This is a genomic window from Pseudomonas sp. ATCC PTA-122608, assembly GCF_001952855.1.
In the GTDB taxonomy this organism is placed as follows: Bacteria; Pseudomonadota; Gammaproteobacteria; order Pseudomonadales; family Pseudomonadaceae; genus Aquipseudomonas.
Window position 1 is genome coordinate 308,271 of sequence record NZ_LPNO01000052.1, and the last position, 26,848, is coordinate 335,118.

Consider the following 26,848-nt stretch of genomic DNA (forward strand, 5'->3'; position numbering starts at 1 on the left):
GGGTTGAAAAAGTATCAGCTATCAGCCGTTAAGCGCAGCCTGTTCGTTTTCCAGAAATTCCTCTTCAAGCTCGGCCTCGTCGGCCTTGGTATTAGGCAGGCTTTGACCCGCGGCGCGTGGTTTGCCGCGCAGTTTGCCGTACAGATGCTCCAGGGCATGCTCCAGCTTGGTAGCTGCGCCATCGATCGCTTGTTCCAGCGTATCGGCTTTATGGAGGACCGAAATCGGTTGATGGCCTTTTGGCCGTGCTTCCAGTCGGCAACTCAGGTCATGTGGACCGGGCTTGTCACCGTTCTCGTCCCGCAGGTAAACCTCGACGCGGGTCAGATCCTCTTCATAACGTTCGAGCGTGCTCTCAATGGTGGTACGTACCCACTCCTCCAGTCGGATGCTGCTTTCAATATGGTTATCGCTATTGACTTGGATTTGCATAGTTTTCCCTTATTTCAGCTAGCTCGCCGAAGGCCATTCCTGCTTCACCGGATGGGTGAAAACCATGACCTTCTGATTACACAATTGAGCAGACGGAGGAACATTTCAAGCCCTTTGCAAAGATAAATCCCACATTACAAATTAACCCTGACTACAACCAAAAACGCTGTTAGGGTGGGGAGTTGGTTACATCTTCTTACCGCCAACTTCCTTACAATTGCCCCTCTCCCAACGGGTGCAATCCGCGAAAAATCCCCGCTTCCTCTACCAGCCAGTCATGCACCGCCCGCACACCCGGATGGCTCAGCGCGCCTGGGGCATACAGCAGCACGTAACGTTTGTGATTGGGTACAGCGAGGCCGAACGGCACGATCAACGTGCCACGTTCCAGTTCGTCATTGAGCAAGGTTCGCCGGGCAATCGCCACGCCCATGCCGGCAATGGCCGCCTCGATGGTCAGGTGGTTGCGGTTAAAGGTATGCCCGCGCCGTACGTCGGCAGCGTCGTAGCCGATGGCGTTCAGGTAGAACTCCCACTCCGCGTACTCATAACTCCCACGCCACGCGGTAATGTCGTGCAGCAGCGGGAAATGCACCAGGTCGGCGGGGCCATGCAGCGGCGGCCGCCCGCGCAGCAGGCTCGGTGCGCACACCGGGAAGATCTGCTCATCCAGCAGGGCTGTGGATAACAATCCGGGGTAGCTGCCGTCGTTAAGGTCAATGGCCAGGTCGAAGTCGCCCTCGTGCAAGGCGATGCTGCTGTCTTCGGCGACCATGCGCAATTGGATGTCCGGGAAGCGCTGCTGCAAACGCGGCAAACGCGGCGTCAGCCATTTACCGAGAAACGACGGGATCGAACGCAAGCGCAAGGTGCCGCTGATCATCCCGGCGTCCAGGCGCTGCAACTCGGCATCAATGCTGCCATAGGCCTCACCCACGGTAATCGCCAGCCGCTGGCCTTCTGCACTCAGCTCAACCCCGCGTGCCCGTCGATGGAACAGCCGGAAGCCCAAACGCTCCTCCAACTGGCGAATTTGCTGGCTGACCGCGCCCGGGGTGATGTGCAGTTCTTCGGCGCAACGGGTGAACGACAAATGCCGTGCCGCGCAGGAAAAAACGTGCAACCAGACGTAAGTCTGGCCATGAAGCGGGCGAGCCATAGGGTTTAGTCCTGCTAAAGGGTGTCTTAGGATAATTCGTTGGTCACTGCCGATCCAGAGGCTCAGTATCGCGCGAATTCCGCTTGTCCTACAAAAGATGGCAGCGATTCCTACTCCATTGCTTGTAAGGGTTTAGCATGGCTATCAGTGTTTTCGATCTATTCAAGGTAGGCATTGGTCCTTCCAGCTCCCATACCGTGGGCCCGATGCGGGCGGCGGCGACCTTCGTTCAGGCGCTGATCGACCAGCAATTGCTCGACGAAACCCGTCGCGTAGAAGTGCGTTTATACGGCTCGCTGTCCGCCACCGGTGTTGGCCACGCCACCGACCGCGCCTGCGTGATGGGCCTGATGGGCGAATGGCCAGACAGTATCGACCCCACCAGCATTGGCCCTCGCATCCAGCAATTGCGCGAGTCCGGCCAATTGCTGCTCGCCGGCCGCACGCCGATTGCCTTTAACTGGCAGCACGACCTCCTGCTGCTGGACGAAAGCCTGCCCTACCACCCCAACGCCATGTCCCTGCACGCCTACGGAGAAAACGGCCTGTTGAGCGAGCAGACGTACTACTCGGTGGGTGGCGGTTTCATCATCGAAGCAGCGGAAGCCGAATCCGGCATCGCGCCGACCAGCGAAGTGCAATTGCCTTACGACTTCTCCAGCGCCGTCGAACTGCTGGCCTTGTGCAACAAGCACGGCCTGCGGGTTTCCGAACTGATGATGGCCAACGAACGGGCCTGGCGCAGTGACGCCGAGATCCGCAGCGGCCTGCTGCATATCTGGTCGGTGATGCGCGAATGCGTCGAACAAGGCCTGCGCCACGAGGGCATCTTGCCCGGTGGCCTGGATGTGCCACGGCGCGCGGCGAAATTGCACCGCAGCCTGCTGGAAATCGGCAAACCCAACGTCATCACGTCGACCTTGTCGGCGATGGAATGGGTCAACCTGTTCGCCCTCGCCGTCAACGAAGAAAACGCTGCCGGTGGTCGCATGGTCACCGCGCCGACCAATGGCGCGGCGGGAATCATCCCGGCGGTGCTGCACTACTACATGAAGTTCAACCCGGACGCGTCCGACGATGACGTGGTGAATTTCTTCCTCGCCGCGGCCGCCGTCGGCATCCTCTGCAAGAAAAACGCCTCAATCTCCGGCGCCGAAGTCGGCTGCCAGGGCGAAGTCGGTTCGGCCTGCGCCATGGCCGCCGCAGGTTTGGCCGACATACTCGGTGCATCCCCGGAACAACTGGAAAACGCCGCCGAAATCGGCCTGGAACACAACCTCGGCCTGACCTGCGACCCGGTTGGCGGGCTGGTCCAGGTGCCGTGCATCGAGCGCAACGCCATCGCCGCGGTCAAGGCGATCAACGCCACGCAAATGGCCCTGCGCGGCGACGGCAAGCACTTCATCTCCCTGGACCGGGTGATCCGCACCATGCGCGACACCGGCGCCGACATGCACGACAAATACAAAGAAACTTCACGGGGCGGCCTGGCGGTCAGCTGGGTGGAGTGCTGAGGAGCATTCCCTGATCGCCCCAACGTGAGCCCGCGCAAAAACAATAACGAGGCAATAACGATGACCGATGTACGTACACCTGCTGCCGAAAATCCCGCTGTAGACCTGACGCCGACCACCGTTACACAAGGCTGGAACAAACACGACACCACCTGGATGCTCGGCCTCTACGGCACCGCCATCGGTGCCGGCACCCTGTTCCTGCCGATCAACGCTGGCGTAGGCGGCTTCTGGCCGTTGATCGTGCTGGCGCTGCTGGCCTTCCCAATGACCTTCTTCGCCCACCGTGGGCTGACGCGCTTTGTGTTGTCGGGCAAATCCGGCGACATCACCGACGTGGTGGAAGAACACTTCGGCATCGGCGCCGGCAAGCTGATCACCTTGCTGTACTTCTTCGCGATCTTCCCTATTTTGCTGGTGTACAGCGTGGCGCTGACCAACACCCTGACCAGCTTCATGGAACACCAACTGCACATGGCGCCGCCGCCCAGGGCGATCCTGTCGCTGGTGTTGATCCTCGGCCTGATGGCCATTGTGCGTTGCGGCCAGGGCGTGATCGTCAAGGCCATGAGCGTGTTGGTGTACCCGTTCGTCGCCGCCCTGCTGCTGTTGGCGGTGAGCCTGATCCCCAACTGGAACGGCGCGTTCTTCGCCTCCGCCAGCGAAGGCATGCCGCTGCCGGCGTTCTTCAAGACCTTGTGGCTGGCTATCCCGGTGATGGTGTTTTCCTTCAACCACTCGCCGATCATCTCCGCCTTCGCCGTCGACCAGAAACGCGTGTACGGCCCGCAAGCCGAGCGCAAAAGCAGCGGCATCCTGGCCATGGCCCACAGCATGATGGTGCTGACGGTGATGTTCTTCTGCTTCAGTTGCGTGCTGGCCCTGTCGCCGGCTGACCTCGCTGCCGCGAAGGCGCAGAACATCTCGATCCTGTCGTACCTGGCCAACCACTTCCAGACCCCGGTGATCGCCTACGCCGCGCCGTTGATCGCGCTGGTGGCAATCACCAAATCCTTCCTGGGCCACTACATCGGCGCGAGCGAAGGCTTCCAGGGCCTGATCGTCAAATCCCTGCGCGGACGTAACCGTTCGATGTCCGCCAAGTGGCTGGAGCGCTGCACCGCGCTGTTCATGGTGCTCACCTGCTGGGCCGTGGCCACCTTCAACCCGAGCATCCTCGGCATGATCGAAACCATGGGCGGGCCGATCATAGCCTGCCTGTTGTTCCTGATGCCGATGTACGCCATCCGCCGGGTGCCATCTTTGCGCCAGTACTCGGGCCAGGCGTCCAACGTGTTTGTGGTGTTGGTCGGCTTGATTGCGCTGTCTGCGATCGTTTTTTCCGTGATGCCCTGAAACGGATCACCGCGCGCAAAAACACCGCCAACCCTATGTGGGAGCGGGCTTGCTCGCGAAAGCGGTCGTTCAGCTGAGGATTCATTGGCTGACACACCGCATTCGCGAGCAAGCCCGCTCCCACAGGGGTCATTCGATGGCAGGCAGATTGCTGTACGGCACGCCCTTTGCTGTACAGCTACTGAGGAAAACGGACCTTGTGAAAGCCTCAGCGAGCGAATGGCCGGTGGTCAGGAAACGCGAACTAATCCCGACACCGGTCGTCAATGACTGCATGTTCTTATCAGGCGGTAACGCACCATGGACAACCCTTTTCAGATCATCACCGACACCTTCGCCCCGAAATACCGGGTCAATTTAAGCATCCAGCGGCTGGACGGCAGCATCATGCTGACCCTGTCCGATGAAGACGGCGTCGTGGCCAAACGCATGATCAGCGCCGAACAACGCAACGACCCACAGCGCCTGAAACGCCTGGTGCAAAGTGTGCAATTCGGGATTGCGATCGAGCAGGGGCACAGCGCGATCGAGATATTGGCGGTGATGACCGATGGGGACAGTCACAAAGTGTTGCAGCGGCCGCCCGTCACCCGGCCGCCGCTGAACGTCGGGTTCTAAACCTCGCCTTTCTCTGTTTCAAGGCTCGCTTCGCCCTTGCGGCGCGGGCCTTCGACCTTCACCGACGGAAACGCCGACGACGCATACCGCACCACCAGAATCGCGAATGCCAACAGCAAAATCCCGCCGCACAGGTAGATGATGCCGATGTCTGGCGGGTTGTGGTGGGAGACGTTGGAGATCAGCAAGCGGGTCAGCGCGGTGATCGCCACGTAGATCAGGAAGCGCACCGGCATGTGGTTGGTCTTGAACAATGGTACTATTTCTAACATTCCCGTTAGAGGTGTGTCATGACGACCCAAACCCCCGCAGGCTATGCTTATATCCGCCATTCGACAAAGCGGCAAGGTGGCGATGACAAGGACTCCGTGACCCGTCAGAAGGAGTCTATTCGTGCCCTTGCAGAGCATCACAAAGTAGAGATACCTGACGAAAATTTCTTTTATGAAAATGGCGTGTCTGCATACAGCGGTAAGAACCTCACACACGGCAAGCTCAAGGATCTGATTGACCAGATAGCTAGTCTTCGTATTCGTCCGGGTGATTACGTGTTCGTTGAATCCATCGACCGCCTGTCACGTCAGAGACTCTTGCAGGCGAAGGAATTGGTCAATGGAATCCTCGAAAAAGGCATCATCCTTGTCACGACCATCGACAATCAGCGTTATGAAAAAGCGTCTGATATCAACGGGATCGATGATCTTTCCCAAGATATTTTGCTTAGCGTGATCTCCAAACGTGCACACGAAGAATCAAGAACTAAATCCATACGTAGAAAATCAGCTTGGGCAAAAGCCAAAAACTCAGCTGATGAAACACAAAAGATCTTCAATAAAAACCGCCCACCGTTTGGGGTTCAATATAATCCTATCACTGACCGGTTCGAGCCACATCCTGAACAAGCCGCAGAACTGAACCGGGTTTTTGAGTCGTTGCGCCTGCAAGGTGTGACAGCAACAATCAAAGAAATCAACAAGACCTCATCTGTGAAATGGACTCAAAATCGAGTCAAAGATATTCTTGAGAAGAAATACCCGCTTGGCTATATGTATTCACAGGTGAAAAAAGACGGAAAAATGGTTTTTGATAAATACATAGAAAACTATTATCCGCAAATAATTAGCTTTGAGCTTTTCGAGCAAGCACGGCAAGCAATGAAAAGCCGCAAGGTAAATCGACGTGTAGGACGTGCAAGTCAAGATAACTCAAACATTTTCCGCCACACAGCGCGTTGTGGAATTTGTGGGGAATCTATGTTTTTCATGAATAATTTCGGCAACAAAACGAAGCGTTATTTCTACATGAGTTGCCGAAGCAATTTCGAACAAGAGAATAAATGCAAAAATCGTTTTAGGTATGATTCAGCAGTAGCTGTTTTACTGCACATAATAGGTTCGACGTTCTTTTGGGATTATCTCTCAAAGAAACCCGCTCTATTTGAAGCCGCAAAGAAAGCAGATTTTTATGTCTCAAATGCGGAAGGCTGGAAAAAAGAATCCCCCCAAGAAATGGATAATTACTCAAGACTTGGGCAGCAGTTTATGAAATTCCTTGAAGGAAATAACGAGAATAAGATAACTCACAAAGAAAAAGTAGAAAAGGAAATAATTTATTCTAAAAAGAAAATGACATTGGAGAACTTAGAAAAGTCAGTAGAATCTATCACTGATGGAACAGTACCCGCTTTAATTATGAAAATGCTTATGAAAGCAGAAGAAGACGTAGCAAAGGCTAAGGAAGAACTAGAAATATTGACCGTGAATTCAGTAGATACATCGGCAAAGCTTGCAGTCAAAACCGTTGATGATTTTATAGACCTGTTCAAAACGGAACATGGACGACTTGAGATTATCAATTTCTTAGCATCAAACGGAATGACCTTCTTCTTCGAATTTGAAAAATCAACAAAAAATCTTAAAACCAATGTGGCTGTCCATAAAGAAGTAATGGCGACTTACAACATGAAGACAGATATTGATGCATTGCAACAGTATGGGTTTGGGAATCTCGGGGAAGAATTCAAATTAATGGTTTGATATGTTAATTGCCAAAACGATTTAAGCTTTATTCGCTTTTTTGAAATTCAAAGATTTGTCACAAAAAATGGTATGAATTCCCGCGAAGCGGAGTGGCTTCTAAAAGACATTGCATCATCCAGAAGCCACCCTACCATCATTATTCCATTTCGACTTTCACGGGCTTGTCTTTGTGAAGGATCTCAAATTTCGAAGACTTCTCGTTCCACGCCACAACACCAGGCGTTTCCATCATCTGAGGACCGCCATTCACGTATCGATAGTCACTCATGAAGATGATGTTGCTCGTTACCTTGTGCGCTCCGTCCTGAGTGCTTGTCTCGTTCATCGGTGCTTTGTAGACCTTACCGTCATTTGCATCAACGAATGCAGAGGCAGTACAGCCAGATCCACAGCCGTAGCTTGTCACGACGAAATGACCGGCAAAGTCAGGATTCTTACCCACCGTCGCTTCAACAGCTTCTTTCGCTTTCCAGTAGCTCGCCAGATCCTTGTTCGACTTCCAATCGATCTTGCTCACTGCCTTCGTAGCCACAGCAGACGCTGGATAAGCCTCAAATTTGTATCTCTCATCAGCACCTGCACCCATTGCACCAGCGAAGCACGCAACAGCTACCAAACCGCTCAGAATCCCTTTCATGACGCACTACCCAATGATCTCAATGAGCCAGCAAAATAGCTCCAGTGTGAAAATCAATCAATAGCAAAATGGTAATATTATAAAAACAAACCATTAATTTATGAAAAACGAAATCGAGTACGTTACCTCAGCAATTGCTTCATCTATAAATCCAAATGATGCAAGAACAAGCCTTTTCCCTGACCATCTGATTGAAGCCCTAAAAATCATCGGCGGGGAATCCGTTGCAAAGCAAATGCTTGCACCGGAGTCTAAGGAATTTTACTCAAACAATATTGCATCGCTAATCTATCGAAAAATGGAAAATGGCAGCGACCACCTAACCCAAGCCCATATCAATGCTCTGAGCATTGCTGTGAGCGTCAGAAACGTAGCCCCAACCTTCTATAAAGCCGTGAAGGAATATAGCCTTGGCGTGCATCAAGCAAGCGACCTAAGTCAAAAGAACGGGGTTATGAATGGGTATGACAATCTAGCCTTAGCAAAAGCAGACCGTAGCCTTTATAGCTGGCTTCGTCATGCATACCCAGCGGTTGCAGCGAATTCTGATACTGCAAGCGATTCCGTGGAAAAACCTAAACGAAAATCCCTCAGACCGTAATAAAGGCACCTTAAGGTGCTTTTTTATTGACTAAAGCAAATTCATTCTTTGATATCCTTTTATTCAAGATTCCTCATTTCTGATATCCCTTCAGTCTAAAAACACTCGATCAATGCTTTTACTAAAGGTTGGCATTAATTCATGATCCATTTCAGTTCTGACGCACGTCTTACGAACGTCAGACGTAGGTAATACAGGCGTCCTACAAAAATCAGAAAATAATCCTATTTATTTCTGACTTACGTATTATTTTCGTAAAATCAAATGGTATAACTTTAAGTATAACCAAATAATTAATAGGGATAATCGCATGAACGCAAAATTACCAACCTTCAATTTCAATCAAACCTCTTTGGCAAAAACCCAAGTAATAACATTCGCCCAGCACAAAAGCAGCGGCAAAACGACTTTCGCACTGAACCTTGCTTCGAAGCTAATGGCAGAAGGCAAGACGGTAATGATTGTAGATTTGGACCCTATCCGTGCAGCAGAAGATTTCTACAAGCTCAACGAAATGAACGTTAAGAGCCGTATCAACAACCTGACCAACCTCGTAACGGAAAGCCTCAAAGACAACAGACTTGGCGATGTAAAGCGCTACACCAACAGCATTAGTGCTTGGAACAAGAAGCTCACTCTCAATATCTACGGTTCTTCGTTGTCAGCCTTCTCGCTACAAACTGTTAAAGACACGAACCCCACTATCGATTACATCTTGATCGACATTCCAGCAAACCTTTACACAAGCGCTGATGAAATCAAGCCTGAAATCAGCAAATTGTTCGTAGATTCAGACCTTGTGATTTTTCCTGTCAAAGCAGAGCCACAGGAATTGAAGACCGCGCCGAAGCTTGGTAACTACGTAGCCAATTTGATTCAGTTTTGCCAATCAAAGAATATTCCCATTAACACGAAATTTCGTTCCATGCTTTGCTTCGAGTCATCGAAATATAGAGGCGGAAAAGGTTTAACCAAAATTACTGACACAATGGTGGGGTTTGCCAATACTTTCAGTAATACGATTCCACCGCTTCTTGCACCCATGATATTCCGTTCCCTCTACCCGAACAAAATCAGCGAAGCGCGTTCAATCTACAGCTCTGAATCAGTTGAGGCTAAAACGGCTCAGCAAGAATTCGACGCAGTAGTTCAACAAATCATCAACACACTCAACTAACCAAAACGGAGAATACCCCATGTCAAAATTAATCGATTTTAACGAACTCAACACCCGTATCCTCAACACACAGCTTGACAGCCAAGCTAACCAGCTTGGTGCCTTCGCATTGGCAACTGAAGCCCAGTCACCGGAATCCTTGGCGGATGAAGCCTTGCACGAACTGAACGTACTGGAAGCAGGTAACACCAACAGACGCGAAACCTTGAAGTTCACCAGCCACTGCGAGCTTGCAAGAGACTCAGTGATCAAGCTGACCGGCACTACTCGCTACCAAACCTCTCGCTTTGACGCATTCGGCACAGACGTAGACATGCTCAACAGAATCCGCTTGTTGGCTATCGCCAAGCCCCACCTGAGCGTCTTAGAAGCCATCCTTGAAGTCGAAGATTCGTTCAATAAAGGAGACCGTGTAATCAAGACATTTACTGAGAAACAGAAGAGAAATTGATCCACCATTCAAAGCCCCTTAACCGGGGCTTTTTGTTGCCTAGAATTTAGGTCCTACATTCGTCTGACTTACGTGATCTGAACATCAGACCTTACCAAAATATCCCGCACACCCTTGTATTACCTACGTCTGACGTTCGTCTTACGTAAATCAGAAAATAATCAGAAAAAAGTCAGAAATATTTCATTTAACTGGAAATTGACAGTTTACAGAATGATATAATTTAGGTATAGAAGAAAAACTTCAACTATAACCAAAATTAACCGGAGATTATATTATGAACACTACAAAAAAATCCTTAGCAGAAAAATATTTAAACGACCTTGGGAATTTCAAGAACGATATTAAACCATTCCAAGACAGAACCATTCACGCAGTAAACGACAAGGCTTTCATTTTGAAAAACGCACAGTCTGGAAAAACGAGCAACTACAGCAAGTCTCAGATTATCGAAAAATTGGAATTTCAGATAAACATGGGTTTGATGATTGACACGGTGATTACCGCAGAAAACGCACAGAGCCGATTTGTTGAGGTTTGCAGCATTCTTCCATGATTATTTAGAAATACAGAACAGCCCTAATCGGGCTTTTTTTGTGCCTGTTTTTTGAACAATTGCAGATCCAAGAAAAATACGACGCAGCTACCACTTACGTCCTATCATCGTCATATTATTTTCTGATCCATGTCAGACGAATGTCCTACGCCTATCTGACCTTCATACCGCTCTACGTCCGACGCTCTCTCATGAAATCCGCAGAACTCACAGAGGGTTAGCCGTCTAGAATTCAACACAGCGCGCTTGAAAGGCTCCTATTTGAGGTAGGACGAGCGTCAGAATAAAGTCCTACGTGCGTAGGAAATAAATCCTATATTCGTCAGACTTAATGCCCTTATCAGTAAATTCAGCCTATCTGATTTGGTATAATTATGGGTATAACCAACTAATACTAATCATGAACAAATCTACCCAAGCACCTACAAAACCAGGAATTCCTCAACCATTCCTAAAACCGATTAATCTTTTAGCCGATTTTTACTGCACCAGCATTTCACCAGAAACGCTCAAAAAACTGACCGAACAAAAACCTCACTGAGTATCCTTTCCCCGCTTCATGCGGGAGTGTTCTTTTTGTCCTTTCAATGCCCAATTTTCAATAAAAACGCAGGCGTAAAAATACACTCAATTGTAGCCGTCCGAAAAACACGCTTACACTGGCTTTGTCAGTTGGTGATAGGCTTAATTGCAACCAATCCTAGACATGACTTTTTACAGAAGCGAAATGAAATGAGTAATCGCCACTCGGGCAAAGGACTTTATCTAGCATTCTCATTGGCCTTAGCGATGATGGCCGGTCAATCCTCCGCATTCGCTGACATGCGGTGTAGCACCAGTCTAATTTCGGAAGGCGACACCTCGTCCGATGTAGAAAGACAATGTGGCGCTCCGTCTGACCGGCAAATCATTCCGGCTGCAGCAGCACCTCGCGGTGAAAAATCCAATGCTGTGACGGTTGAAAACTGGGTTTACGGTCCCAGAAATGGCGCTTATTACAAGCTCAAGTTCATAGACGGCAAACTAGTCAGCATTGATGTTTCACGATGATAAGCATCTGTATACTGTCTTAGTAGGCTGTGCGAGCCACAATACCGCTGCTTACCACTCTGCGAGCCTCATCAGCCTTGCCTTTGAGCCATGCATACCCAAGGGTTCCACCGACCACATACACCAACAGGAACGAGTAAAGACTGATGTACATGGCGTTTTGGCTAGAAGAGAAGAATGCTCTACGTGCGTCACGAACGGTATCCCGTGTGTAAGCCTGTTCAGTCCAACTCTGCTCAATGGCGAAGTCGAAGAAATTCACGCCGTAGAAATGGACGATTGCGAAGCGGTACGTCACACATAGCGCTATCAACGCCAAAGCACCCTTGTATAAGCCCATCAGGCGATAGACGTTCAATTCAGCAGTTGTGCTTTTCCCAGCGCGGTTTCTATTGCACGCATTGTCAATCTTCGTGAAGGCTAAGAGTGTGAGACCGATAGCAATCACCATCGCCATTGGAAATGCCATTGCTGGGACGACGTATTTCAATAGGTATTTGGCATTGGTGAATGTGCCGTAAAATCCGACCTGAAAGACAGACAGCATTCCGTACAAAACCATAATTAGTGACATATTCAAATAACGATTTGTTGACTCTTTTAAATCCTGATTCATAAAATTCTCCGGGGAAAGCATCCTTACTGCAATTATATCATTTATAATATTTTATAACTCCAGTAAAGAATAAATACAAGATCCGCCCATCTGATTGTATTTATCACCTAATCAGTTTGCTATGAATCTCTCTTACCTTGCTTTCGATTTCTTGGTATTTCTCCTGAACATCTCTTGCATAATCCGAAACGCTTTCTGCTTTGAATATTTTCTGAATGGCTTTGATGGTATTCATACTGCTTACTGATAATTTGAATTTCACATAAATTGTAATCATTGAAAAGACCATCAACATGAAAATGATTCCAACTGCCGTCTCAATCATTCCACCATTCTTCACCAGCGGCATGACAAGAAAATATGTTGCGCTACTCACAAAAACTATCAGTATCCCCTCAAGCGCGATGTTCACCACGAATAAGGTTAGCAGTATGAGCGGGAGCAACATACGCCAAATCAAAGAAAGGATAAGGTCTAGGAACACATGAAAGGATTTTTCTTGATTCCTATTTTGGGCGCTCGGAATAATTAATTTAAACAGCTTAATGTACATAATGATGAAATCACTGATAAGGCTGAATATGCTGGCAGCGTAAAGCCCTAAGAAAAATAAGGTGCTCACCAATGCCTGCATAATCAAGGAAATTACGAGGAAAGCAATTGCTCCTGAAATCACGCTAGCAACCCATCCCAGCGAACGAGCGATCACTTTCGCTTTTGGTGTTTCTATTTGGTCGTATGTCAATTCACCAGTTTTAAATACAATGTATGCCGTCCAATACCTTTGCAGCACAGACATGCCGTTTGAAAACATGGCAGCGCTCTGATTAAGGACCGGTGCAACACACGTATTGATTTCTTTGGTGCAATCCTCGAACGTAAAACCTGACGTGATGTAAAGATTTCCAAACAAAGCATTGGCGGTATACTCCATTGAATTTTTAAGTTTTAGCCTATGCGCCTCTGCATTTGTAGGCAGAACGAGAATTGAAATGGTTCTATTAATGTCAAAGACGTTCACCGTTTTCAGTGCCTCAGCAACGATCCTCTCATCATCAAGATTCGAATTCTGAGCCAAGCTTGCCATCGTGTTATGTCCCAAAATCACTGGCTCATACACAGCCTGAACGTTAGTTTTGAACTCAGTGTTGATCTGTGCTTCCAGATCACCGGCCACACGGTTAACGGTTGTGAACGCCAGCATGAAGCTAGCCATATCAGCAAGGGGACGCTTCACAGTCTCTTTGGCTTCCTTGGCGTGATTCACGACAAACTGACCAGCCGCCTTGATGTAGACCTGACGCATCTGCTCAATCTGAGCCTGTATTGAAGCCTTTGTTATCCCATCGTTTTGCGGAAAGAATTGAATCTCTCCCTCTGGACCATTCTGAACGCCACCACTCGCAATCCTGTTCAAGCATTGGTCATAGACCTTGGCGGATGGTGCCCAATCGAAGCGACGGTTCTCAACGTTCAGGGCATTGCCGCACATGAGCTTGATAGCATCGAGAGCAACCATCTGAGCCATGTCGTTCATTTCCAATAGTGCTTGTCTTGTCGATTCGTCTTTACCGAAATAGCTCACATTCCCTAGACTGAACATCGAGAATCCGGCTTCCTTTAAGCACTTCTGATTTTTCTGTGTGTAGCCATCGAGCAGGAGAGTAGCCAAGAACCTAGAAGGCTCTGCCTCCTGATTCATGCAGGTCGAATAAGCCGTCTCCTTAAAGATCCTTACGCCTTTCTCGTTCGCGTCGTAGTTGTAGGTGTTGAGCTGCTTGCTCACAAAAAGCAATTCCTCAGCCTTCTGCTGAACCATCTTCATGATGATGGGAGTGGATTCCTCCCTTGCTACGACGTTCGCGTGGGTAGTCGAGAAACCCATGTCAACAAGCGTGTAGGTCCAGAGCTTCAGGCACATGCTCACAACGAACGAGATCCCCACCACAAGCCCAGTAAGCGTGGCACCAGCGTAGAGATCGAATAGGACACCGAACCCCAACAGGATCAACACACCACAGGACGTGAGCGCGAAGTACACAACGTCCTTACGATCTTTACCGATGAAGCCAGCGTTCTGACCTTTGAAAATCATGTAGCAAGCGAAGGTGGTGTAGATAAAAAGGAAAGCAAATGACCCGCCCCAAATCATTTTGTCGCGGTTTTTCGACATGTAATCAGATGCGGTTTCATCATAGGTAATGGTGAATTGAGAATCTTCTCTAAAATTCGCCAGCTTGTTGCCAGCGAAGTTTACGACCATCACCGAGTTTTTTGTTTTTAGCGTATTCATCAACGGACCGACATACGGTGCATTAGCCATAGATTCGTTCATGCAATCGTTTGTTGTCTTCTTAGAATCAGGTCTGTAACAGTCTTTAAAATCATCCGCAAATGCTGTATTTGCACATATTGAAAGCAACATGAAAAGGAGGAAAGGCTTTATGTAATTCATTTTGGGGTATGTAGTATTGCTCTTATTATAGCATTTTGCAGTTTACTTTCAGACACTATAATAATTTCGAAATTAATCGTGCTAAGCCCTTGTCCGAAGGATTTGTCTATCAATTCAAAATTTATCAGTTCTTTTTTCTGCCGCATCGCTTATGGCTTTGAAAACATCGACTGAGTACAAAAGTATTTTTTCAATTGTTGAATCCACTGTCTTGCCGTTGATCTTGTGAACCACGCCATCTTTGGTTGCACCATTTCTGTGAACAAAATCATGACGCATTGATGTGATTTTAAACATGTCAGATTTATGCACACTGCTTAGCTTATTCGCACTGAGAATATTAACGTATTGCTCGACATTCTTAATGTTATGAAATGTCAAATCGTTTAGCTTTAGCATGGCGATACCTTCAACACCATTATGCTTAATTATATCTTTCAGCGTGTACTTCTCTGTTTCAATATCAGCATGCCCTTGCGTGAGAAGAGTCATCATGTGAGGAAACGTTTTTACAGATGCCTTGATAATATCTCCTACCATTGCTTCGAAAAGTGTGACGGCATGAGAGTACATCATTTGATGCTTCATCTGATCTACATACGAGTCAGAATCATTGGATAACATGCCCTGCAATTGATGCATTTTGATATTATATGATTCGTAAATTTCGTGGTATGGATGCTCTGCAAACCACTGCATTTCCGCCTCATAATCTTCGGCATCTATTTTATTCTGATAAGCGTTAGCCATGTATTCCCACTCCGGGGTTTCCTCATCAACATCCTCAGACACATCAAATGCCTCACTCATCCATTTGCGCATACTTTGATTTTCTTGATCCATCATCCATTCTTTGGTGCTACCCATGATTCTTCCTTATCAATTGAGTGGTGAAATCAGACCGGGGAGGATCTGATGGTATTTTTCCTGAATGGCTTTCACAGCCCCGGCATAACGCTGAACGCCAGTCAGTACCACACCAAGCTGAAGCGTCATCACGTTCAGCCCATTGCTGTTCCTCAGCACATCCTCAATCAACCCAGCAGGATAGCCTTCTACGTGCCTTCTGAGGGGATGGATTCCACTGTGAACGTATGAGTTCATTGCATGGTAATTCACGTCCTTGAAGCCCATGAGCATCCTCGACGCCTGAGGAGGAGCCGTCTTCACAATCTGATCGAGCATATCCTTGAACATCGGCATTTTCTTCGCAGATTTCTCAGTCTCCAATGTGAGTGGAGAAGCCAGAGTTTCGACCTGCAGATCGGTAGCGCCGTACAGTAGCCACACGCCCCTTGTGAGTGCTTCGTACTGCAAGCGCATCAGTGATAACGCAGTCGTATAGCAAGAGGTTCTGACCAGCAGGCGCAGGCTTAGAGCGTGTTCCAGAGCCATGCCACAGGCGACTAAGGCGACCTCAAACCTGATACCTGTGAACGCTTGGACCCCTTCCAGCAGGCTCAGTATTTCGATGTGAAGCTCATCAGAACGGTCGATAAAATCATCCATCGGTTTCATGTCCTTATGCTCAGATGAATCTAGAAGTTCGATTTATCATAATGCCTAAACTGAAATGACTTTAACCGCTTTTCCTTCACGTCATTTTCACCCGTTTGAGTTGTTTCCAATCAGTGCAGAAACTATCTGAGAGGTAATCCCTTTTCATTCCCCATTGGGGAATGGGTGGCACTACTGCAAGCCTGATGCAGCCTCTCCCATATCGTGCATTGATGCCGTCCAGAACGCTCATTAACACCTCAGAATTTCGGCGTGGCTCAGGTGCAAATAGGTCTGGCTGGTAGCCTTCGCCGGAGACAAATTGACTCAACACGATTCCCGCTTTGGCGTACCTGTATCCCGGTACGAAAATCTTACTCAGACCTTCAAGAGCAGCCGCGACAAACAATCTTGTGTCATTGCTTGGAGCCACCAGACCGCAGATCACAGCGCGTGAATACGGCTTGTCATCGAACCTCGACGTTTGGATAAACACTTGCAGGCACGAAGCCAACTGACCCTCTGAACGAAGCTTGGCGCATGCTCGACTGGCGTATGTGGCAACCGCTTCACGTAAACCCTGGAGTTCTGTGACTCGTTCACCAAATGACCTTGTAGACGCGATTGTTTGCTTCGGTTCAGCACCCTCAGAAAGCGCATAGCACGACACACCTTCAAGCTCCATGGAGGTCTTCTCAACGTTCACATTGAAGAGCTTCCTCAACGATTTTCTGTCGTACCTTTGAAGATCGATGGCCTTCTTCACGCCCATCAGTTCGAGCCGCTTTGAGAGCTTCCTGCCAATGCCCCAAATCTCATCAACCGGCATCCATTGCAGAAGCTTATCCCGACGAATTTCGTCCATCAAAACGACGACGCCACCAGTCTGAGATCGCCATTTTTTTGCGCTGAAATTAGCAGTCTTAGCGAGCGTTTTGGTAGGCCCAAAACCTACACCAACTCCAATGCCAGTCTGGCGTCTCACGGCGGTCTGAATCTCACGGCCAAGCGCTTCGAGATCACCTGTAATTCCGCTGAAATCCAACCAACTTTCGTCAATCGAATACACTTCAATTCGAGGCGAAAACCCTTCTAGGACGCGCATTACACGGTTACTGACTTCTTGATATAAAGCGTAATTTGAGGACACCACTCGAAGCCCATGACTTTTCATCAGATGCTTTATTTCGAAGAATGGCGCACCCATCTTTATGCCCAATCCACCAGCACCCGTATCCTTTGATTTCGCTATCGGACACCTCGAAACGACACAGCCATCCGAGTTACTTAAAGCTACGACTGGAACACCAATCAGCGTTGGGTCGAATAGCCTTTCAGCGCTTACATAGAAGCAGTCGCAATCAACCAGACAGAAGACGGTTTTCATCGTGAGACTCGATGCAGATTCCAGAGCACCACGCCCCACAAATGGATGTCTTCCCACTCACCTACTTCAACATCAGCATTGGCAGGATTATGAGCAATCAGTAATGGCGACTGACCACACCTTTCACGGAATTCCTTGCAACAAAAATCAGCACCAATGACCACTACCACAATGTCACCGTCTAACGGCTCCAAAGCCTTGTCCACGACAAGAACATCACCGTCATAGATCCCGATATTTTTCAGTGAATCACCATCCGCCCGCAGCAACCAACGGCTTGGTTCACGCAATGACACAAGCTCATCGATGCTTAGTGGTGGCTCAGAATATTCGAGTGCCGGAGACGGGAATCCACAGCTCACGCGCCCAGTAATAGGCTTCCTGACTGGATCTGGAGAAGGGGCTACGGGACCAAGGATGTCGAACATGCCTGTTACTCAACTACTGTACGTTTGGACAGTATTGAGTAGAGACGGGGATCGGGCAAGAGGACGCCGACCGAGGGAGGTTCTGACTGAGGTAGGACACACGTCAGACGAAGGTCCGACCGATGTCAGACCTGAGTTTTATGGTCAGGGCTTTTTGACCGGCTGGCTCACCAGATCCACTAGACGGTTGAGTTCATCAGATTTTGCATTGCAAATGACGTTGAACAGAAATGCCCTCTTCTCTGAATCATCATCGAAATCCACGAAGAAATCCCGAACCTCACAATCCAGTTGCACAGCCAATTTGTACAGAGCATCAACGCTTGGCGTGACGGTTCCAAGCTCGAAGCGAGAGATCGTATTTGGATCAAATCCAGCCCGCAGACCCAATTCGCCTTGGCTCAATCCAGAAGCCCCGCGCAAACGCTTAATTGTTTGCCCCAATTGTAAATTTCTCATCTGTCACATTTCTTAAACGAAACAAGCAGTTAACTCCTTTTCTCGTTCGCTCGTAACAACGCACAACGTAGACTCCGCTTGAGTAATTCTACGCGATACGTAGAATCAAAAACTCAGCCGCCTGTCTGGCTTCCTTCTGATGTTTTTCACGCGAGAAAATGGACATGAAACGTGCAATCAGCTTTGCCGCAGTAGCAATTGTTCTGAGCCTCACTGGCTGTGCAGATATGCAAAAGCAAGCCAGCACCTACCTACCCGGCTCAACTAGCCAACAACCAGCGCAGGTAGCGGTTGAAGGTGGTCAACCAGTTCAGTACATACCGGGCACTGGTACAGGGAAAAACGTAACGACGACACGCGCCGGAACCAGCTATCAAGCCAACGCAAACGCAGAAGAACCGAGCTTCATGGGCGATATGGTGAAGTCAGCCACTGATTCCCTGAAATCAGAAGCAACGTCAGGCGTTCGGTCCACAGTTCGTGGGTTGTTCAGCCGCTAACCGGCGAACCTACATAGTCACTACAAGCCTCAGTAATGGGGCTTTTTTGCGTCTACAGATACGGAATCCATGACGATGAAACGACTACTTGCTACCGCCCTCCTCGCTTGCTTGGCTTCACAGGCAAACGCCGGGTGCGCAGACCGCTACTACTATTACCAAGCCAAGCCCACCGTCCTGAAAATCAAGGACTGGAACGTCTATCAAGATCTCAGCTTGCCGACCTCAAAAGAGATCCAAGATTTTGTGATGATGCACTACGCTTGCTCAGAGCCTGAAAAGGGCTTGCGCCACAACGTTTCCGTGTACTTCAACTACATAGTGGAACCTGATGCTTGGAAGAAGATTAAGAAGCCCCTTTATCCTAACCTCACTATCAGGCTTCCCAACGGCGCAGTGCCGGGTTCCAAAATCGACACAATGGCAATCACTGAGCGTGAGCAAAAGGACCGAAGAACGTACAGCGCAGTCACCACGGAATTAGAAGATGGAACGGTGTCAGCGATCAAGGTATTCATCGTCAGAAAAGGAATTGACCAGATGGTGACGCCACAATACATTTTCTCCACGAATAAAATCCTCCAACGCGACGGCTATTATTTTACCGAGTACAAATGATGAGCAAAGTCAAAAAGGTGGTCTCAGGCGGGAACCCTGTATTTAAACAAGATGGGAAATGGAAAGACACAGTGGGTGGTTCACATAATTCAGAAGCCCACGCCGAATTCTCGCTGCAGAAAGAAATTCAGGACCGTGAATTCGAAGGCGTGAATACACTCACGAAGGTAGACGGCTTTGGCTTACTAATTTGGTTTTGCCTTGAAGTGTTTTTGGTTGGAATGGGCTTAATGTGGTTTAAGGGTGGCTCTGTAATGACTGGGCTAGGTTTCATTCTCCCAGCCGTCTTCGTGCTAATTTTAGGCTACAAATTCTTCTTCACAACGATGCCTAGATTTAGAGAAAAGGCGTATACAATTAGTGCATTGGTATTGATAGCTATTTTCTGCCTATTGAAATACTTTGATATCCTGAAACCCTTTGGTGTAAAACTGTAAAGAAATTGAAAGCCCTTCCAAGGGCACTTTTATATTCACCTAAGTAATTATACTAAATTATCGATTACCGAAACCAAGGAATTCTGAAACAAAATGCTATAATTAAGGTATTAACATTCGACACATCTGATGAACATAAAAACAAAAATATCACTTAGCAGTTTAGCATTAGCATCAATGCTTCTCTTGACACCAACTGTCTTCGCAGATGGAGGAAGCGGAATATCCTGTAAAAACCTAACAGCTTCATGCCCAGCCGGTCAGACAGGTTCCGTGATTTTGTCTTACTCAGCAACCGGAGCAGCATTTAACGGCTGCAAGGAGGTTCAAGAAGCTGTAAATAACGGAAGAATTGACCCATGGACTAACAAATTCGCCCAAATCACTGGAGGTTCTTGTTCACCAATTGCTGTTACTCCGCCGCCTCCGCCACCACCACCTGCGCCACCTGCAGTTATTTATTCGTACACAGGCTATAACAACACAACCTCAGCTTGCCCTTCAACACAGCCAAACGGAGTCATTAATCTACAACAGAGCTATGAGGTTTGGTCTGATGGCTCCATTAGAAATTATTCGGCATGGTCAGCAATTTCAAATAATTGCAGCGCAGCATTTCAAGGAAATGAATCACGCTCTCAAAACGTAGCTTGTTTTGCTCCTTATGCGGAAGGTGGCAATGGAATAGGACAAAGCAGTTCTAGAGAAATTTGGTCAGATGGAGCAAGAAGCTGGACGCCTTGGGTAACAGTTTCTAATTCATGTTTTAAAACTGTTGCTGACGTTAAGGACACCAGAGATAATATCTGTGCAGAAGGTCAAACAGGCAAAATAGTTACTGAATTAAGAAGAACTCACAAAGAGTACAGCATAGACTCAACGAAAACCCCCGCTGAAAATGCAGCACTGAATGAACAATACTCAACAGTGTGGACATTGATCGTCGTTTCAAATACGTGCAAAGATTTTCCTGATACGATTATTAAAGAGCCGGGAACCCGAATATTAACATGTAGCTCGGTTTACGGTGGTGACGTTTCATCTTTTATCGGTCAGATAATCGAAACCGGAACAAATGTTTATTCGTACAGCAGTGCTACAAAGAAGACCACTGCTTCTTTTCAGTCAAACGTTCCCGTTTCGTATAACAGCACATGTGCAATCAACACAGAAAACACAGAATCAAAAAACGAAGCTTGCCCAAATGGAATTTCTGGTTCAATTGTTTCATTTATTAACGTGAAAAATATTACGACATTTGACGCTAATAAAAATCCGACAACCACTAAAACCTATCCTAATGGTGCCAATTCATGGTATCAAGTGAGCAATACTTGTGCAGCCGATATAGTTGCTGCAATTGAAGAAACTGCTATTGTCAAACCCTCTGCGCCACAAGGTTTGCTGGAAAACAACACAATCAAGACAACCTCACTATCTACAAAAACCGACATGGACACATTTATAAAAACGCTGGATAAATCCACAATGAATAGAGACTCGAATTACAAGTTATACCTAATCGTAGACGACCTAAGCAAGGGTATGTACAACAAAGCGAATGTCATTAAAACCGTCAATTCTTTCAAATCTGTAACAGGTGCAAATCCAATCATTACGTTGCCACAAAGCCTAGATAAATACATTGGTAACGGAGATATTACGGCAGCGAACAACAAAGATAAGATTCTGAAAAGCGCAGAGCTGAACAGTTCAAATCAAGCCGTTGTGACTTATACAGATTTGACCAAAGGCTTAACGCAAGGAAAAGACAAAACCTTTACCATTGATTTATTTAAATAAATTTAAAGATTTTCCTTAGAAATAAAAAGTCCATTTTATGGGCTTTATTTTTTGGCGTGACATTATAATAATATCCTTGACAAACGTATTTAATTCGATCTACATTTGGCACCTCATTACTGAATAGGTGAAAAATGAATGATCTAAAAAACCAAATCGAAATTCTTAGAAAAACAATATTTAAGATTTACGAAAATCGTCCAGACGGCTACAGTTCAAATCAAGAAGATTCCTTCAAGCTTTTCGTTAAGGCATCGCTCAACTGTCAGCTACAGCTATTCATTGCTCGTTATAAACGCTACGGTTTGTCAGAGGCTGAAACCGTTCAATGCATAGTGATACGCCATCAAATCTTCGAAATCACTCAAAAACAGATTGATGATTGCGACACTAACGCGCTTACCAATGCATTGCTGCAATACGTCGAAATAGTCACCACTAATCCCCCGTACACAGACGTTCTTTCATATCTGCTCGAAAGCATAATGATCGCTGGCAAACGAGAGAATAGGCTTGAACAGTTCCTTACGCCGCCTTGGCTTGCTGGATTTCTCGCTGAACTCATGCCAATGCAGAACACAGACAAACCCTTCATAGTGGGTGAATTTTGTTGTGGAGCAGGAACGTTGTTGTTGGCACCACTGGCGCTGATGATGAGCAGGAATCCACATCACGCAAAGAATGCCACGGTCATGGCGAACGACATTGACCCCATCATGTGTTGCACAACTGCCCTACAGATCATCACAAACACAGTGGTTCACGATATAGACCTTTGTGAATTCACTCAGCATTGCTCCAACGTGATTACAGAATGGACAGAAGGGAATCCCTACGTCATCAGGTTCAAAACCCCGGCAAAGGTATTCGAAGCACGCGCCAAAATTCGCGAGGAAGAGCTTCGAGCATGTGGCTACTACGACATTGTTGACGAACCTGAAACCATCAAACCATCGAGCATGATTGAAGCCCGGTCTGCCTATCCCATCAGTGAATCGGTAGGTGCCGTATGAGCCAGCCTATCGATCTCAAAATCAAAGCGCTGAAATCTTCGATATTCAAAATAACCGAAAATTGCAGGAATTCCGAAAGCGCCAACAAGCAGCTTGCCTTTGAAGCCTTCGTTCATCTTGCGCTTCAATGTCACCTCACTATTTTCGTAGCACGGTTTAAGCACTATGCCTCGTCAAATGATGAAGTGAGAAGCGCAATACAGATCGGTCCAGAATTTTCAAAATTCGACAATGCTGAAAAGATATTGAAGACGCTTAACCTTGAAGCACTGGAGGAAGCAGTAGAAATATATTCTCAAATCGTCAAAGAAGCACCGGCATTCACTGATGCGCTATCAATGCTTATGGAAGAAATATTTCTAACAAGACGCCGTGGCGAAAAACTAGGTCAGTTCATGACGCCAAAACGGCTTGCTGAAGGTGCAGCCAAATTTGTAAACATGGAAAAAAACTTCGTTGCACCATATTATTTCCATGACCCAGCAGTAGGAAATGGCGCACTTCTACTTGCCCAGTTATCATATGAATTCAAAATAGACAGAAACCGTACACAGCTGATGAGGATTTGGGTTAACGACATTGACCCTTTCATGTGCAATATCACAACGCTTCAAGTGTTAACCAATCTGAACCAGCATAACGTAGACGTATACGAATATTGTATTACCTGCTCGCATGCAATAACCCAGTACAACCACGAAAAACCTCTGGTCCTGAATATCGTTACACCACACTCGGTTTTTGAAGCAGTAGCCATTGCTCGAATCGATAAGCGGAAAGAATCAGGGTATTCAGGGAAATTGCGAGACAAGGAAAAAATAGAAATAAACCGCTTGATTCCACGTCCTGAAAAGACCGTTTGTGAAATGGTGAAAGCAAAATGAGCCATTCAATCGATCTCAAAATCAAAGCCCTGAAATCATCCATCTTCCAGATCACCAGCCACCACACTGGTGGCGAGCGAGCGAAGCAGGATCTAGCATTGTTAGTCTTCCTGAAATTCAGCCTTGGCGTGATGCTGAACCAGCTCGTTGCCCGGTATCGCCACTACGGAATCACGGACCTGGAGCTACAAGAACACATCTTCATCGATGACACCCATTTTGCGCTTGATGAGAAGCTATTCAGCACGCTCAACGTCGAAGCGCTAGCAAAGTCAGTCCGTCTCTATAAAGAGGTTGTAGAAGCCCTACCGCCGTTCTCAGACGTGCTGACAATGCTCATCGAAGAGGTAGCGTTAGCTCGCAGATCTGGTGATGGTTTGGGTCAGTTTCTCACACCAAGTGACCTTTCCAGCCTTATAGGTTCTTTGCTCCACACACTGGAAAGCCAGAAGAGAACCACAGGAACAGATGCATGGACGTTCTACGACTCTACATGCGGAGCAGGTAGCCTCCAGCTACCAAGAGTCGCTATCGAAGCAGGGAAAGGAAGAGAGAAAACCAGACTCATCAATCTCGAAATTAATGACATAGATCCATCCATGTGTTGCGCAGCAGCCCTGCAGTTCGTGGCAAGCATTGTCGTGCATGAGCAAGACCTTCATCAGCTACGTGTCACTTGCTCAAATACACTCACAGAAACGAAGCCTCACAGCAAATCAATGGTAGTCATCAAGACGCCTGAGAAGCTTTTTGAGAGGGTTCGAATAGCTCACACGAATATAATATTCGAAAACCAAAACCGAATCAGGTGCTTCAATGCACTGACAGAAAAAAAATTGTGCAAATAAGTGATTAATTTAGGCTAATCACTTGCAAAATTAATATAAATGGTAAAATGTTAAAAACAACGTTAAATAAACATCATGAATCTATACGAAGAAATTCTAAAACAAGGCTACAAAATTGAGGAAATGCGCTCACACTCAAATAAGAATCGCGTTTACATTATCAACGAACAAAACGAAAGAATTGGCTATTACAGCAGAATGGACGGAACAAAAACTAAACTCATTCTGAAAAAGGAGCCAATTTTTGAGGACTATTGCGCAGAAACTGGATTCCTTGAAAGCCTTCGTTTTCCAAGAAGCACCAACGGCAGTGCCAACAAAGCTATAAACAATCTGTACAAGAAGTTTGTTGAATGGAAAAAAACAGAAGAACTTAATAAGTCATTTGAGCGTAACCTAATTGAATTAACGAACAAATAAAATATATTTAAAATAAATGTGATTTTCTTTCGCTTATCACTTGTATTTTAAAATTAAATGGTATTATTAATATATGGAAAGAAATAATTCATTCCAAAAATCGAAACCGGAGATTAAAACATGACAACATTCAACAATCTAAAAAACCAAATAGCAACAGTAGTAATAGAAGAAACAATAACACAAGACAATTATGCAATTCTTAAAATTGAATTAATCTATAAAAACGAAGGAGTGGTTTCGTTCAACGCAGCAGCGGAGTATGACTCTGAAAGAGAGGAATGGTTTGTAGACCTTAACGACAGAGGAAACGAATATTACGACTGGTGCGGGCAAGTGATAGCGACCACCGAGGAACAAAGCAATGATTGGCAGGAATGTCTTGCTGAACTGGTAGAAGGTCACAGAGCAGTGTGGAAAAGTGCAGCAAAAGAAAGTTTAGCGTAACTCGAAATTTAAATCTTAGGAGTGAAACCAATCACTCCACAAAATAACAAAACGGATAATAAAAATATGAACACATTGCAAATCAATAACCAAGAAATCTACCAAATCATCATGTCAGTTGGGAAAATCGAAATCCTGACTGACTCAGGCGAAATCGCTTACACAATGGAACACACGCACAAAGGCATAAGAAACATCGAAAACTATTTCAGCAAACGTTTCACATGCACGAAATCTCAGCTAGAAGCCTTTACCGCTACGCATTGAAATCCCAAAAGAACAAAATAGCCCATCAGGGATTTTTTGTGTCTTCAATTCTTGTGGGTATGTGCCGCTCGCGTATACCCATTACCAGCACATCGTTGGTCATAGCGCCATTCATCACTGTAATCCCCACTCCATTGACGGCTAGGAGCGTCATCAGGCTTCAGCGGATCTGGTAGCGCCATCACGACATCACCAGCCCCACCCTCTACTTTCAAGAACTCAACGAGCGTATCGCTAAATTTGTATGCAAAATATCGAGCCTTGGTTTCACCAAATTCATAGCGTCCAGCGCCATGTGGATCGATCTCACCCATGGACAGGCAGAAGTAGAAGCCCAAGCCGTCCGGCATCACGTCTAGCGCGTCATTGGCACCGAGGGGAATCTTGATCGAGCCACCTAGGGTGACAACCTGTGACGACAGGCACTGGTATTCAGAGTTACCAGAGAACCTGGAGATCCTTACGCCGAACCTCCCAAAAGCTTTGATTTGTTGGATTAGGTTCATATCAGCGCCCCGCTAAACGTAAAGACTCAACGTCTTCACCAAGAAGCGCTCTGAGGACGTTCGTCTTCTCAGATTCCTGCATGACGAAAGGATTTGTACACACAGCCAAATCCAGTGAGGGTAGAGCCACAGAAACGCTCAGATCTCGCGTAGGAGCATCGTCTTTCAAAATCTTGGCGCTGGTCGCCCCTGTGAGACAGAACAACGCTAGACACGCCACTGCCAACCTTGAGGCTCTGATAGGACTGAGCTGGATCATAGATTCACCTCCTCCTTACCAGTCGAGACTGCTTTACGAATCTTTGCCAAATCCTCTTTTGTTTTTTTGTCAGATTTTTCCTTATCCAATCTAGCGCGTGTTTCTCCAATCCTAACCTTTGCAATGCCTTTCAATTTTAATAAACAGAAAATAACCACCAAAGCCAGTGCAACTACTCCCGCGTAAGCGAGTGCGCTTTTCCATCCAACGCTGCGAAGGAGAAAAATAATGGTAATGGGGAAAACCAAAGCGAGAGGGACAAAACGCTGAATCGGATATTTGTCCTGCTTACCATAAGGATCTTCTTCAATATTAATCATGATATGTAGTAGTTTGTTTTCTATATTATATCATTTTACCCCTTCAATTTATGAGCCTAAGGGACAAAACAAAACCCCTTTCGGGGCTTGCAAT

At 47.0% G+C, this 26,848-nt stretch carries 31 protein-coding genes and 1 pseudogene; 19 read left to right on the forward strand and 13 right to left on the reverse strand.

Annotated elements, in window-relative coordinates; genetic code table 11:
• Positions 1-21 precede the first annotated feature (21 nt).
• Both AU074_RS29095 and AU074_RS29100 read right to left on the reverse strand, forming a co-directional pair.
• Complete coding sequence (locus AU074_RS29095; protein WP_010176952.1) at positions 22-432, reverse strand: HPF/RaiA family ribosome-associated protein; 411 nt, start codon at positions 430-432, stop codon at positions 22-24.
• Positions 433-643: 211 nt separating this feature from the next.
• Complete coding sequence (locus tag AU074_RS29100; RefSeq protein WP_010176953.1) at positions 644-1,591, reverse strand: LysR substrate-binding domain-containing protein; 948 nt, start codon at positions 1,589-1,591, stop codon at positions 644-646.
• A 137-nt stretch (positions 1,592-1,728) separates the two neighbouring features.
• Here AU074_RS29100 and AU074_RS29105 point away from each other — a divergent pair, with 137 nt between their 5' ends.
• From AU074_RS29105 to AU074_RS29115, 3 genes are all read left to right on the forward strand, one after another.
• Complete coding sequence (locus AU074_RS29105; protein WP_076017625.1) at positions 1,729-3,105, forward strand: L-serine ammonia-lyase; 1,377 nt, start codon at positions 1,729-1,731, stop codon at positions 3,103-3,105.
• 60 nt (positions 3,106-3,165) lie between these two features.
• Positions 3,166-4,461 carry a serine/threonine transporter gene (locus tag AU074_RS29110; RefSeq protein WP_076017626.1) on the forward strand — a complete coding sequence of 432 codons (1,296 nt, stop codon included), beginning with the start codon at positions 3,166-3,168 and terminating at the stop codon, positions 4,459-4,461.
• 300 nt (positions 4,462-4,761) lie between these two features.
• Positions 4,762-5,079, forward strand: a complete 318-nt coding sequence (locus AU074_RS29115) for a DUF3509 domain-containing protein (RefSeq protein ID WP_076017627.1) — start codon at positions 4,762-4,764, stop codon at positions 5,077-5,079.
• Here the strand turns inward: AU074_RS29115 and AU074_RS29120 are convergent.
• Positions 5,076-5,330, reverse strand: a pseudogene (locus AU074_RS29120) (phosphate-starvation-inducible PsiE family protein); the annotation flags it as partial. The gene AU074_RS29115 and the pseudogene AU074_RS29120 overlap by 4 nt on opposite strands.
• A gap of 39 nt (positions 5,331-5,369) precedes the next feature.
• Here AU074_RS29120 and AU074_RS29125 point away from each other — a divergent pair.
• Positions 5,370-7,115: a recombinase family protein gene (locus AU074_RS29125; RefSeq protein ID WP_076017628.1), complete on the forward strand. Its 1,746-nt coding sequence runs from the start codon at positions 5,370-5,372 to the stop codon at positions 7,113-7,115.
• Positions 7,116-7,254: 139 nt separating this feature from the next.
• On the opposite strand, the gene AU074_RS29130 is transcribed toward AU074_RS29125, so the two are convergent.
• Entirely contained in the window at positions 7,255-7,755 is a 501-nt protein-coding gene (locus AU074_RS29130; protein WP_076017629.1) for a hypothetical protein, read from the reverse strand.
• Between the two features lie 100 nt (positions 7,756-7,855).
• On the opposite strand from AU074_RS29130, the gene AU074_RS33855 reads away from it, so the two are divergent.
• The 5 genes from AU074_RS33855 (at position 7,856) to AU074_RS29150 (ending at position 11,590) form a co-directional block, all read left to right on the forward strand.
• Positions 7,856-8,356 (forward strand): hypothetical protein, encoded by a 501-nt coding sequence (locus AU074_RS33855; protein WP_143503719.1) that lies wholly within the window; start codon positions 7,856-7,858, stop codon positions 8,354-8,356.
• Positions 8,357-8,666: 310 nt separating this feature from the next.
• Positions 8,667-9,533: an AAA family ATPase gene (locus AU074_RS29135; protein WP_076017630.1), complete on the forward strand. Its 867-nt coding sequence runs from the start codon at positions 8,667-8,669 to the stop codon at positions 9,531-9,533.
• 19 nt (positions 9,534-9,552) lie between these two features.
• Entirely contained in the window at positions 9,553-9,984 is a 432-nt protein-coding gene (locus AU074_RS29140; RefSeq protein ID WP_076017631.1) for a hypothetical protein, read from the forward strand.
• Positions 9,985-10,261: 277 nt separating this feature from the next.
• Positions 10,262-10,540: a hypothetical protein gene (locus tag AU074_RS29145; RefSeq protein ID WP_076017632.1), complete on the forward strand. Its 279-nt coding sequence runs from the start codon at positions 10,262-10,264 to the stop codon at positions 10,538-10,540.
• Positions 10,541-11,272: 732 nt separating this feature from the next.
• The gene (locus AU074_RS29150) at positions 11,273-11,590 is read left to right on the forward strand and encodes a DUF2845 domain-containing protein (RefSeq protein ID WP_076017633.1); all 318 of its coding nucleotides are present in this window, start codon (positions 11,273-11,275) and stop codon (positions 11,588-11,590) included.
• Positions 11,591-11,609: 19 nt separating this feature from the next.
• On the opposite strand, the gene AU074_RS29155 is transcribed toward AU074_RS29150, so the two are convergent.
• From AU074_RS29155 to AU074_RS29185, 7 genes are all read right to left on the reverse strand, one after another.
• On the reverse strand, positions 11,610-12,206 hold the full coding sequence (locus tag AU074_RS29155) for a hypothetical protein (protein WP_076017634.1): 597 nt from the start codon (positions 12,204-12,206) through the stop codon (positions 11,610-11,612).
• A 103-nt stretch (positions 12,207-12,309) separates the two neighbouring features.
• Positions 12,310-14,529, reverse strand: a complete 2,220-nt coding sequence (locus tag AU074_RS29160; RefSeq protein ID WP_076017635.1) for a hypothetical protein — start codon at positions 14,527-14,529, stop codon at positions 12,310-12,312.
• A gap of 246 nt (positions 14,530-14,775) precedes the next feature.
• Complete coding sequence (locus AU074_RS29165) at positions 14,776-15,528, reverse strand: hypothetical protein (RefSeq protein ID WP_076017636.1); 753 nt, start codon at positions 15,526-15,528, stop codon at positions 14,776-14,778.
• A 12-nt stretch (positions 15,529-15,540) separates the two neighbouring features.
• A complete protein-coding gene (locus AU074_RS34695; RefSeq protein WP_076017637.1) occupies positions 15,541-16,170 on the reverse strand; it encodes a hypothetical protein in 630 nt (209 codons plus the stop codon).
• 85 nt (positions 16,171-16,255) lie between these two features.
• Positions 16,256-17,545 carry a Y-family DNA polymerase gene (locus AU074_RS29175; RefSeq protein WP_076017638.1) on the reverse strand — a complete coding sequence of 430 codons (1,290 nt, stop codon included), beginning with the start codon at positions 17,543-17,545 and terminating at the stop codon, positions 16,256-16,258.
• Positions 17,542-17,973, reverse strand: coding sequence for a LexA family transcriptional regulator (locus AU074_RS29180; RefSeq protein WP_076017639.1), 432 nt, complete (start codon positions 17,971-17,973; stop codon positions 17,542-17,544). Before AU074_RS29180 ends, AU074_RS29175 begins: the two co-directional genes overlap by 4 nt.
• Positions 17,974-18,117: 144 nt before the next feature.
• Positions 18,118-18,432 (reverse strand): helix-turn-helix domain-containing protein, encoded by a 315-nt coding sequence (locus AU074_RS29185; RefSeq protein ID WP_076017640.1) that lies wholly within the window; start codon positions 18,430-18,432, stop codon positions 18,118-18,120.
• Between the two features lie 164 nt (positions 18,433-18,596).
• Here AU074_RS29185 and AU074_RS33860 point away from each other — a divergent pair, with 164 nt between their 5' ends.
• The 10 genes from AU074_RS33860 (at position 18,597) to AU074_RS29230 (ending at position 25,669) form a co-directional block, all read left to right on the forward strand.
• On the forward strand, positions 18,597-18,932 hold the full coding sequence (locus AU074_RS33860; RefSeq protein ID WP_143503721.1) for a hypothetical protein: 336 nt from the start codon (positions 18,597-18,599) through the stop codon (positions 18,930-18,932).
• A 75-nt stretch (positions 18,933-19,007) separates the two neighbouring features.
• The gene (locus AU074_RS29190; protein ID WP_076017641.1) at positions 19,008-19,550 is read left to right on the forward strand and encodes a hypothetical protein; all 543 of its coding nucleotides are present in this window, start codon (positions 19,008-19,010) and stop codon (positions 19,548-19,550) included.
• Complete coding sequence (locus tag AU074_RS29195) at positions 19,550-19,987, forward strand: hypothetical protein (RefSeq protein ID WP_143503722.1); 438 nt, start codon at positions 19,550-19,552, stop codon at positions 19,985-19,987. Before AU074_RS29190 ends, AU074_RS29195 begins: the two co-directional genes overlap by 1 nt.
• 129 nt (positions 19,988-20,116) lie before the next feature.
• Positions 20,117-21,790, forward strand: coding sequence for a hypothetical protein (locus AU074_RS33865; RefSeq protein ID WP_143503723.1), 1,674 nt, complete (start codon positions 20,117-20,119; stop codon positions 21,788-21,790).
• 134 nt (positions 21,791-21,924) lie between these two features.
• Complete coding sequence (locus AU074_RS29205; protein ID WP_076017644.1) at positions 21,925-22,803, forward strand: hypothetical protein; 879 nt, start codon at positions 21,925-21,927, stop codon at positions 22,801-22,803.
• Positions 22,800-23,687: an N-6 DNA methylase gene (locus tag AU074_RS29210; RefSeq protein WP_076017645.1), complete on the forward strand. Its 888-nt coding sequence runs from the start codon at positions 22,800-22,802 to the stop codon at positions 23,685-23,687. The genes AU074_RS29205 and AU074_RS29210 overlap by 4 nt, the downstream gene beginning before the upstream one ends.
• Positions 23,684-24,535, forward strand: a complete 852-nt coding sequence (locus AU074_RS29215; protein ID WP_076017646.1) for an N-6 DNA methylase — start codon at positions 23,684-23,686, stop codon at positions 24,533-24,535. The genes AU074_RS29210 and AU074_RS29215 overlap by 4 nt, the downstream gene beginning before the upstream one ends.
• Before the next feature lie 75 nt (positions 24,536-24,610).
• Complete coding sequence (locus AU074_RS29220; protein ID WP_076017647.1) at positions 24,611-24,955, forward strand: hypothetical protein; 345 nt, start codon at positions 24,611-24,613, stop codon at positions 24,953-24,955.
• Positions 24,956-25,075: 120 nt separating this feature from the next.
• A complete protein-coding gene (locus tag AU074_RS29225; RefSeq protein ID WP_076017648.1) occupies positions 25,076-25,402 on the forward strand; it encodes a hypothetical protein in 327 nt (108 codons plus the stop codon).
• 66 nt (positions 25,403-25,468) lie between these two features.
• Positions 25,469-25,669, forward strand: a complete 201-nt coding sequence (locus AU074_RS29230; RefSeq protein WP_076017649.1) for a hypothetical protein — start codon at positions 25,469-25,471, stop codon at positions 25,667-25,669.
• A gap of 44 nt (positions 25,670-25,713) precedes the next feature.
• On the opposite strand, the gene AU074_RS29235 is transcribed toward AU074_RS29230, so the two are convergent.
• Positions 25,714-26,175 carry a hypothetical protein gene (locus AU074_RS29235; protein ID WP_076017650.1) on the reverse strand — a complete coding sequence of 154 codons (462 nt, stop codon included), beginning with the start codon at positions 26,173-26,175 and terminating at the stop codon, positions 25,714-25,716.
• Positions 26,176-26,430: 255 nt separating this feature from the next.
• The gene (locus AU074_RS29245; protein ID WP_076017652.1) at positions 26,431-26,754 is read right to left on the reverse strand and encodes a hypothetical protein; all 324 of its coding nucleotides are present in this window, start codon (positions 26,752-26,754) and stop codon (positions 26,431-26,433) included.
• Between the last annotated feature and the right edge of the window lie 94 nt (positions 26,755-26,848).

Excerpts from the sequence above, each read along its gene's own strand:
- AU074_RS34695 (WP_076017637.1), bottom strand. The coding sequence starts at position 16,170 with ATGGATGATTTTATCGACCGTTCTGATGAGCTTCACATCGAAATACTG.
- AU074_RS29175 (WP_076017638.1), bottom strand. The coding sequence starts at position 17,545 with ATGAAAACCGTCTTCTGTCTGGTTGATTGCGACTGCTTCTATGTAAGC.
- AU074_RS29105 (WP_076017625.1), top strand. The coding sequence starts at position 1,729 with ATGGCTATCAGTGTTTTCGATCTATTCAAGGTAGGCATTGGTCCTTCC.
- AU074_RS29155 (WP_076017634.1), bottom strand. The coding sequence starts at position 12,206 with ATGAATCAGGATTTAAAAGAGTCAACAAATCGTTATTTGAATATGTCA.
- AU074_RS29235 (WP_076017650.1), bottom strand. The coding sequence starts at position 26,175 with ATGAACCTAATCCAACAAATCAAAGCTTTTGGGAGGTTCGGCGTAAGG.
- AU074_RS29230 (WP_076017649.1), top strand. The coding sequence starts at position 25,469 with ATGAACACATTGCAAATCAATAACCAAGAAATCTACCAAATCATCATG.
- AU074_RS29225 (WP_076017648.1), top strand. The coding sequence starts at position 25,076 with ATGACAACATTCAACAATCTAAAAAACCAAATAGCAACAGTAGTAATA.
- AU074_RS29135 (WP_076017630.1), top strand. The coding sequence starts at position 8,667 with ATGAACGCAAAATTACCAACCTTCAATTTCAATCAAACCTCTTTGGCA.
- AU074_RS29180 (WP_076017639.1), bottom strand. The coding sequence starts at position 17,973 with ATGTTCGACATCCTTGGTCCCGTAGCCCCTTCTCCAGATCCAGTCAGG.
- AU074_RS29130 (WP_076017629.1), bottom strand. The coding sequence starts at position 7,755 with ATGAAAGGGATTCTGAGCGGTTTGGTAGCTGTTGCGTGCTTCGCTGGT.
- AU074_RS29150 (WP_076017633.1), top strand. The coding sequence starts at position 11,273 with ATGAGTAATCGCCACTCGGGCAAAGGACTTTATCTAGCATTCTCATTG.
- AU074_RS29220 (WP_076017647.1), top strand. The coding sequence starts at position 24,611 with ATGAATCTATACGAAGAAATTCTAAAACAAGGCTACAAAATTGAGGAA.
- AU074_RS29205 (WP_076017644.1), top strand. The coding sequence starts at position 21,925 with ATGAATGATCTAAAAAACCAAATCGAAATTCTTAGAAAAACAATATTT.
- AU074_RS29215 (WP_076017646.1), top strand. The coding sequence starts at position 23,684 with ATGAGCCATTCAATCGATCTCAAAATCAAAGCCCTGAAATCATCCATC.
- AU074_RS29110 (WP_076017626.1), top strand. The coding sequence starts at position 3,166 with ATGACCGATGTACGTACACCTGCTGCCGAAAATCCCGCTGTAGACCTG.
- AU074_RS29100 (WP_010176953.1), bottom strand. The coding sequence starts at position 1,591 with ATGGCTCGCCCGCTTCATGGCCAGACTTACGTCTGGTTGCACGTTTTT.
- AU074_RS29140 (WP_076017631.1), top strand. The coding sequence starts at position 9,553 with ATGTCAAAATTAATCGATTTTAACGAACTCAACACCCGTATCCTCAAC.
- AU074_RS33860 (WP_143503721.1), top strand. The coding sequence starts at position 18,597 with ATGAAACGTGCAATCAGCTTTGCCGCAGTAGCAATTGTTCTGAGCCTC.
- AU074_RS29095 (WP_010176952.1), bottom strand. The coding sequence starts at position 432 with ATGCAAATCCAAGTCAATAGCGATAACCATATTGAAAGCAGCATCCGA.
- AU074_RS29145 (WP_076017632.1), top strand. The coding sequence starts at position 10,262 with ATGAACACTACAAAAAAATCCTTAGCAGAAAAATATTTAAACGACCTT.
- AU074_RS29115 (WP_076017627.1), top strand. The coding sequence starts at position 4,762 with ATGGACAACCCTTTTCAGATCATCACCGACACCTTCGCCCCGAAATAC.
- AU074_RS29185 (WP_076017640.1), bottom strand. The coding sequence starts at position 18,432 with ATGAGAAATTTACAATTGGGGCAAACAATTAAGCGTTTGCGCGGGGCT.
- AU074_RS33865 (WP_143503723.1), top strand. The coding sequence starts at position 20,117 with ATGAACATAAAAACAAAAATATCACTTAGCAGTTTAGCATTAGCATCA.
- AU074_RS29195 (WP_143503722.1), top strand. The coding sequence starts at position 19,550 with ATGAGCAAAGTCAAAAAGGTGGTCTCAGGCGGGAACCCTGTATTTAAA.
- AU074_RS29245 (WP_076017652.1), bottom strand. The coding sequence starts at position 26,754 with ATGATTAATATTGAAGAAGATCCTTATGGTAAGCAGGACAAATATCCG.
- AU074_RS29160 (WP_076017635.1), bottom strand. The coding sequence starts at position 14,529 with ATGGCTAATGCACCGTATGTCGGTCCGTTGATGAATACGCTAAAAACA.
- AU074_RS33855 (WP_143503719.1), top strand. The coding sequence starts at position 7,856 with ATGAAAAACGAAATCGAGTACGTTACCTCAGCAATTGCTTCATCTATA.
- AU074_RS29165 (WP_076017636.1), bottom strand. The coding sequence starts at position 15,528 with ATGGGTAGCACCAAAGAATGGATGATGGATCAAGAAAATCAAAGTATG.
- AU074_RS29125 (WP_076017628.1), top strand. The coding sequence starts at position 5,370 with ATGACGACCCAAACCCCCGCAGGCTATGCTTATATCCGCCATTCGACA.
- AU074_RS29210 (WP_076017645.1), top strand. The coding sequence starts at position 22,800 with ATGAGCCAGCCTATCGATCTCAAAATCAAAGCGCTGAAATCTTCGATA.
- AU074_RS29190 (WP_076017641.1), top strand. The coding sequence starts at position 19,008 with ATGAAACGACTACTTGCTACCGCCCTCCTCGCTTGCTTGGCTTCACAG.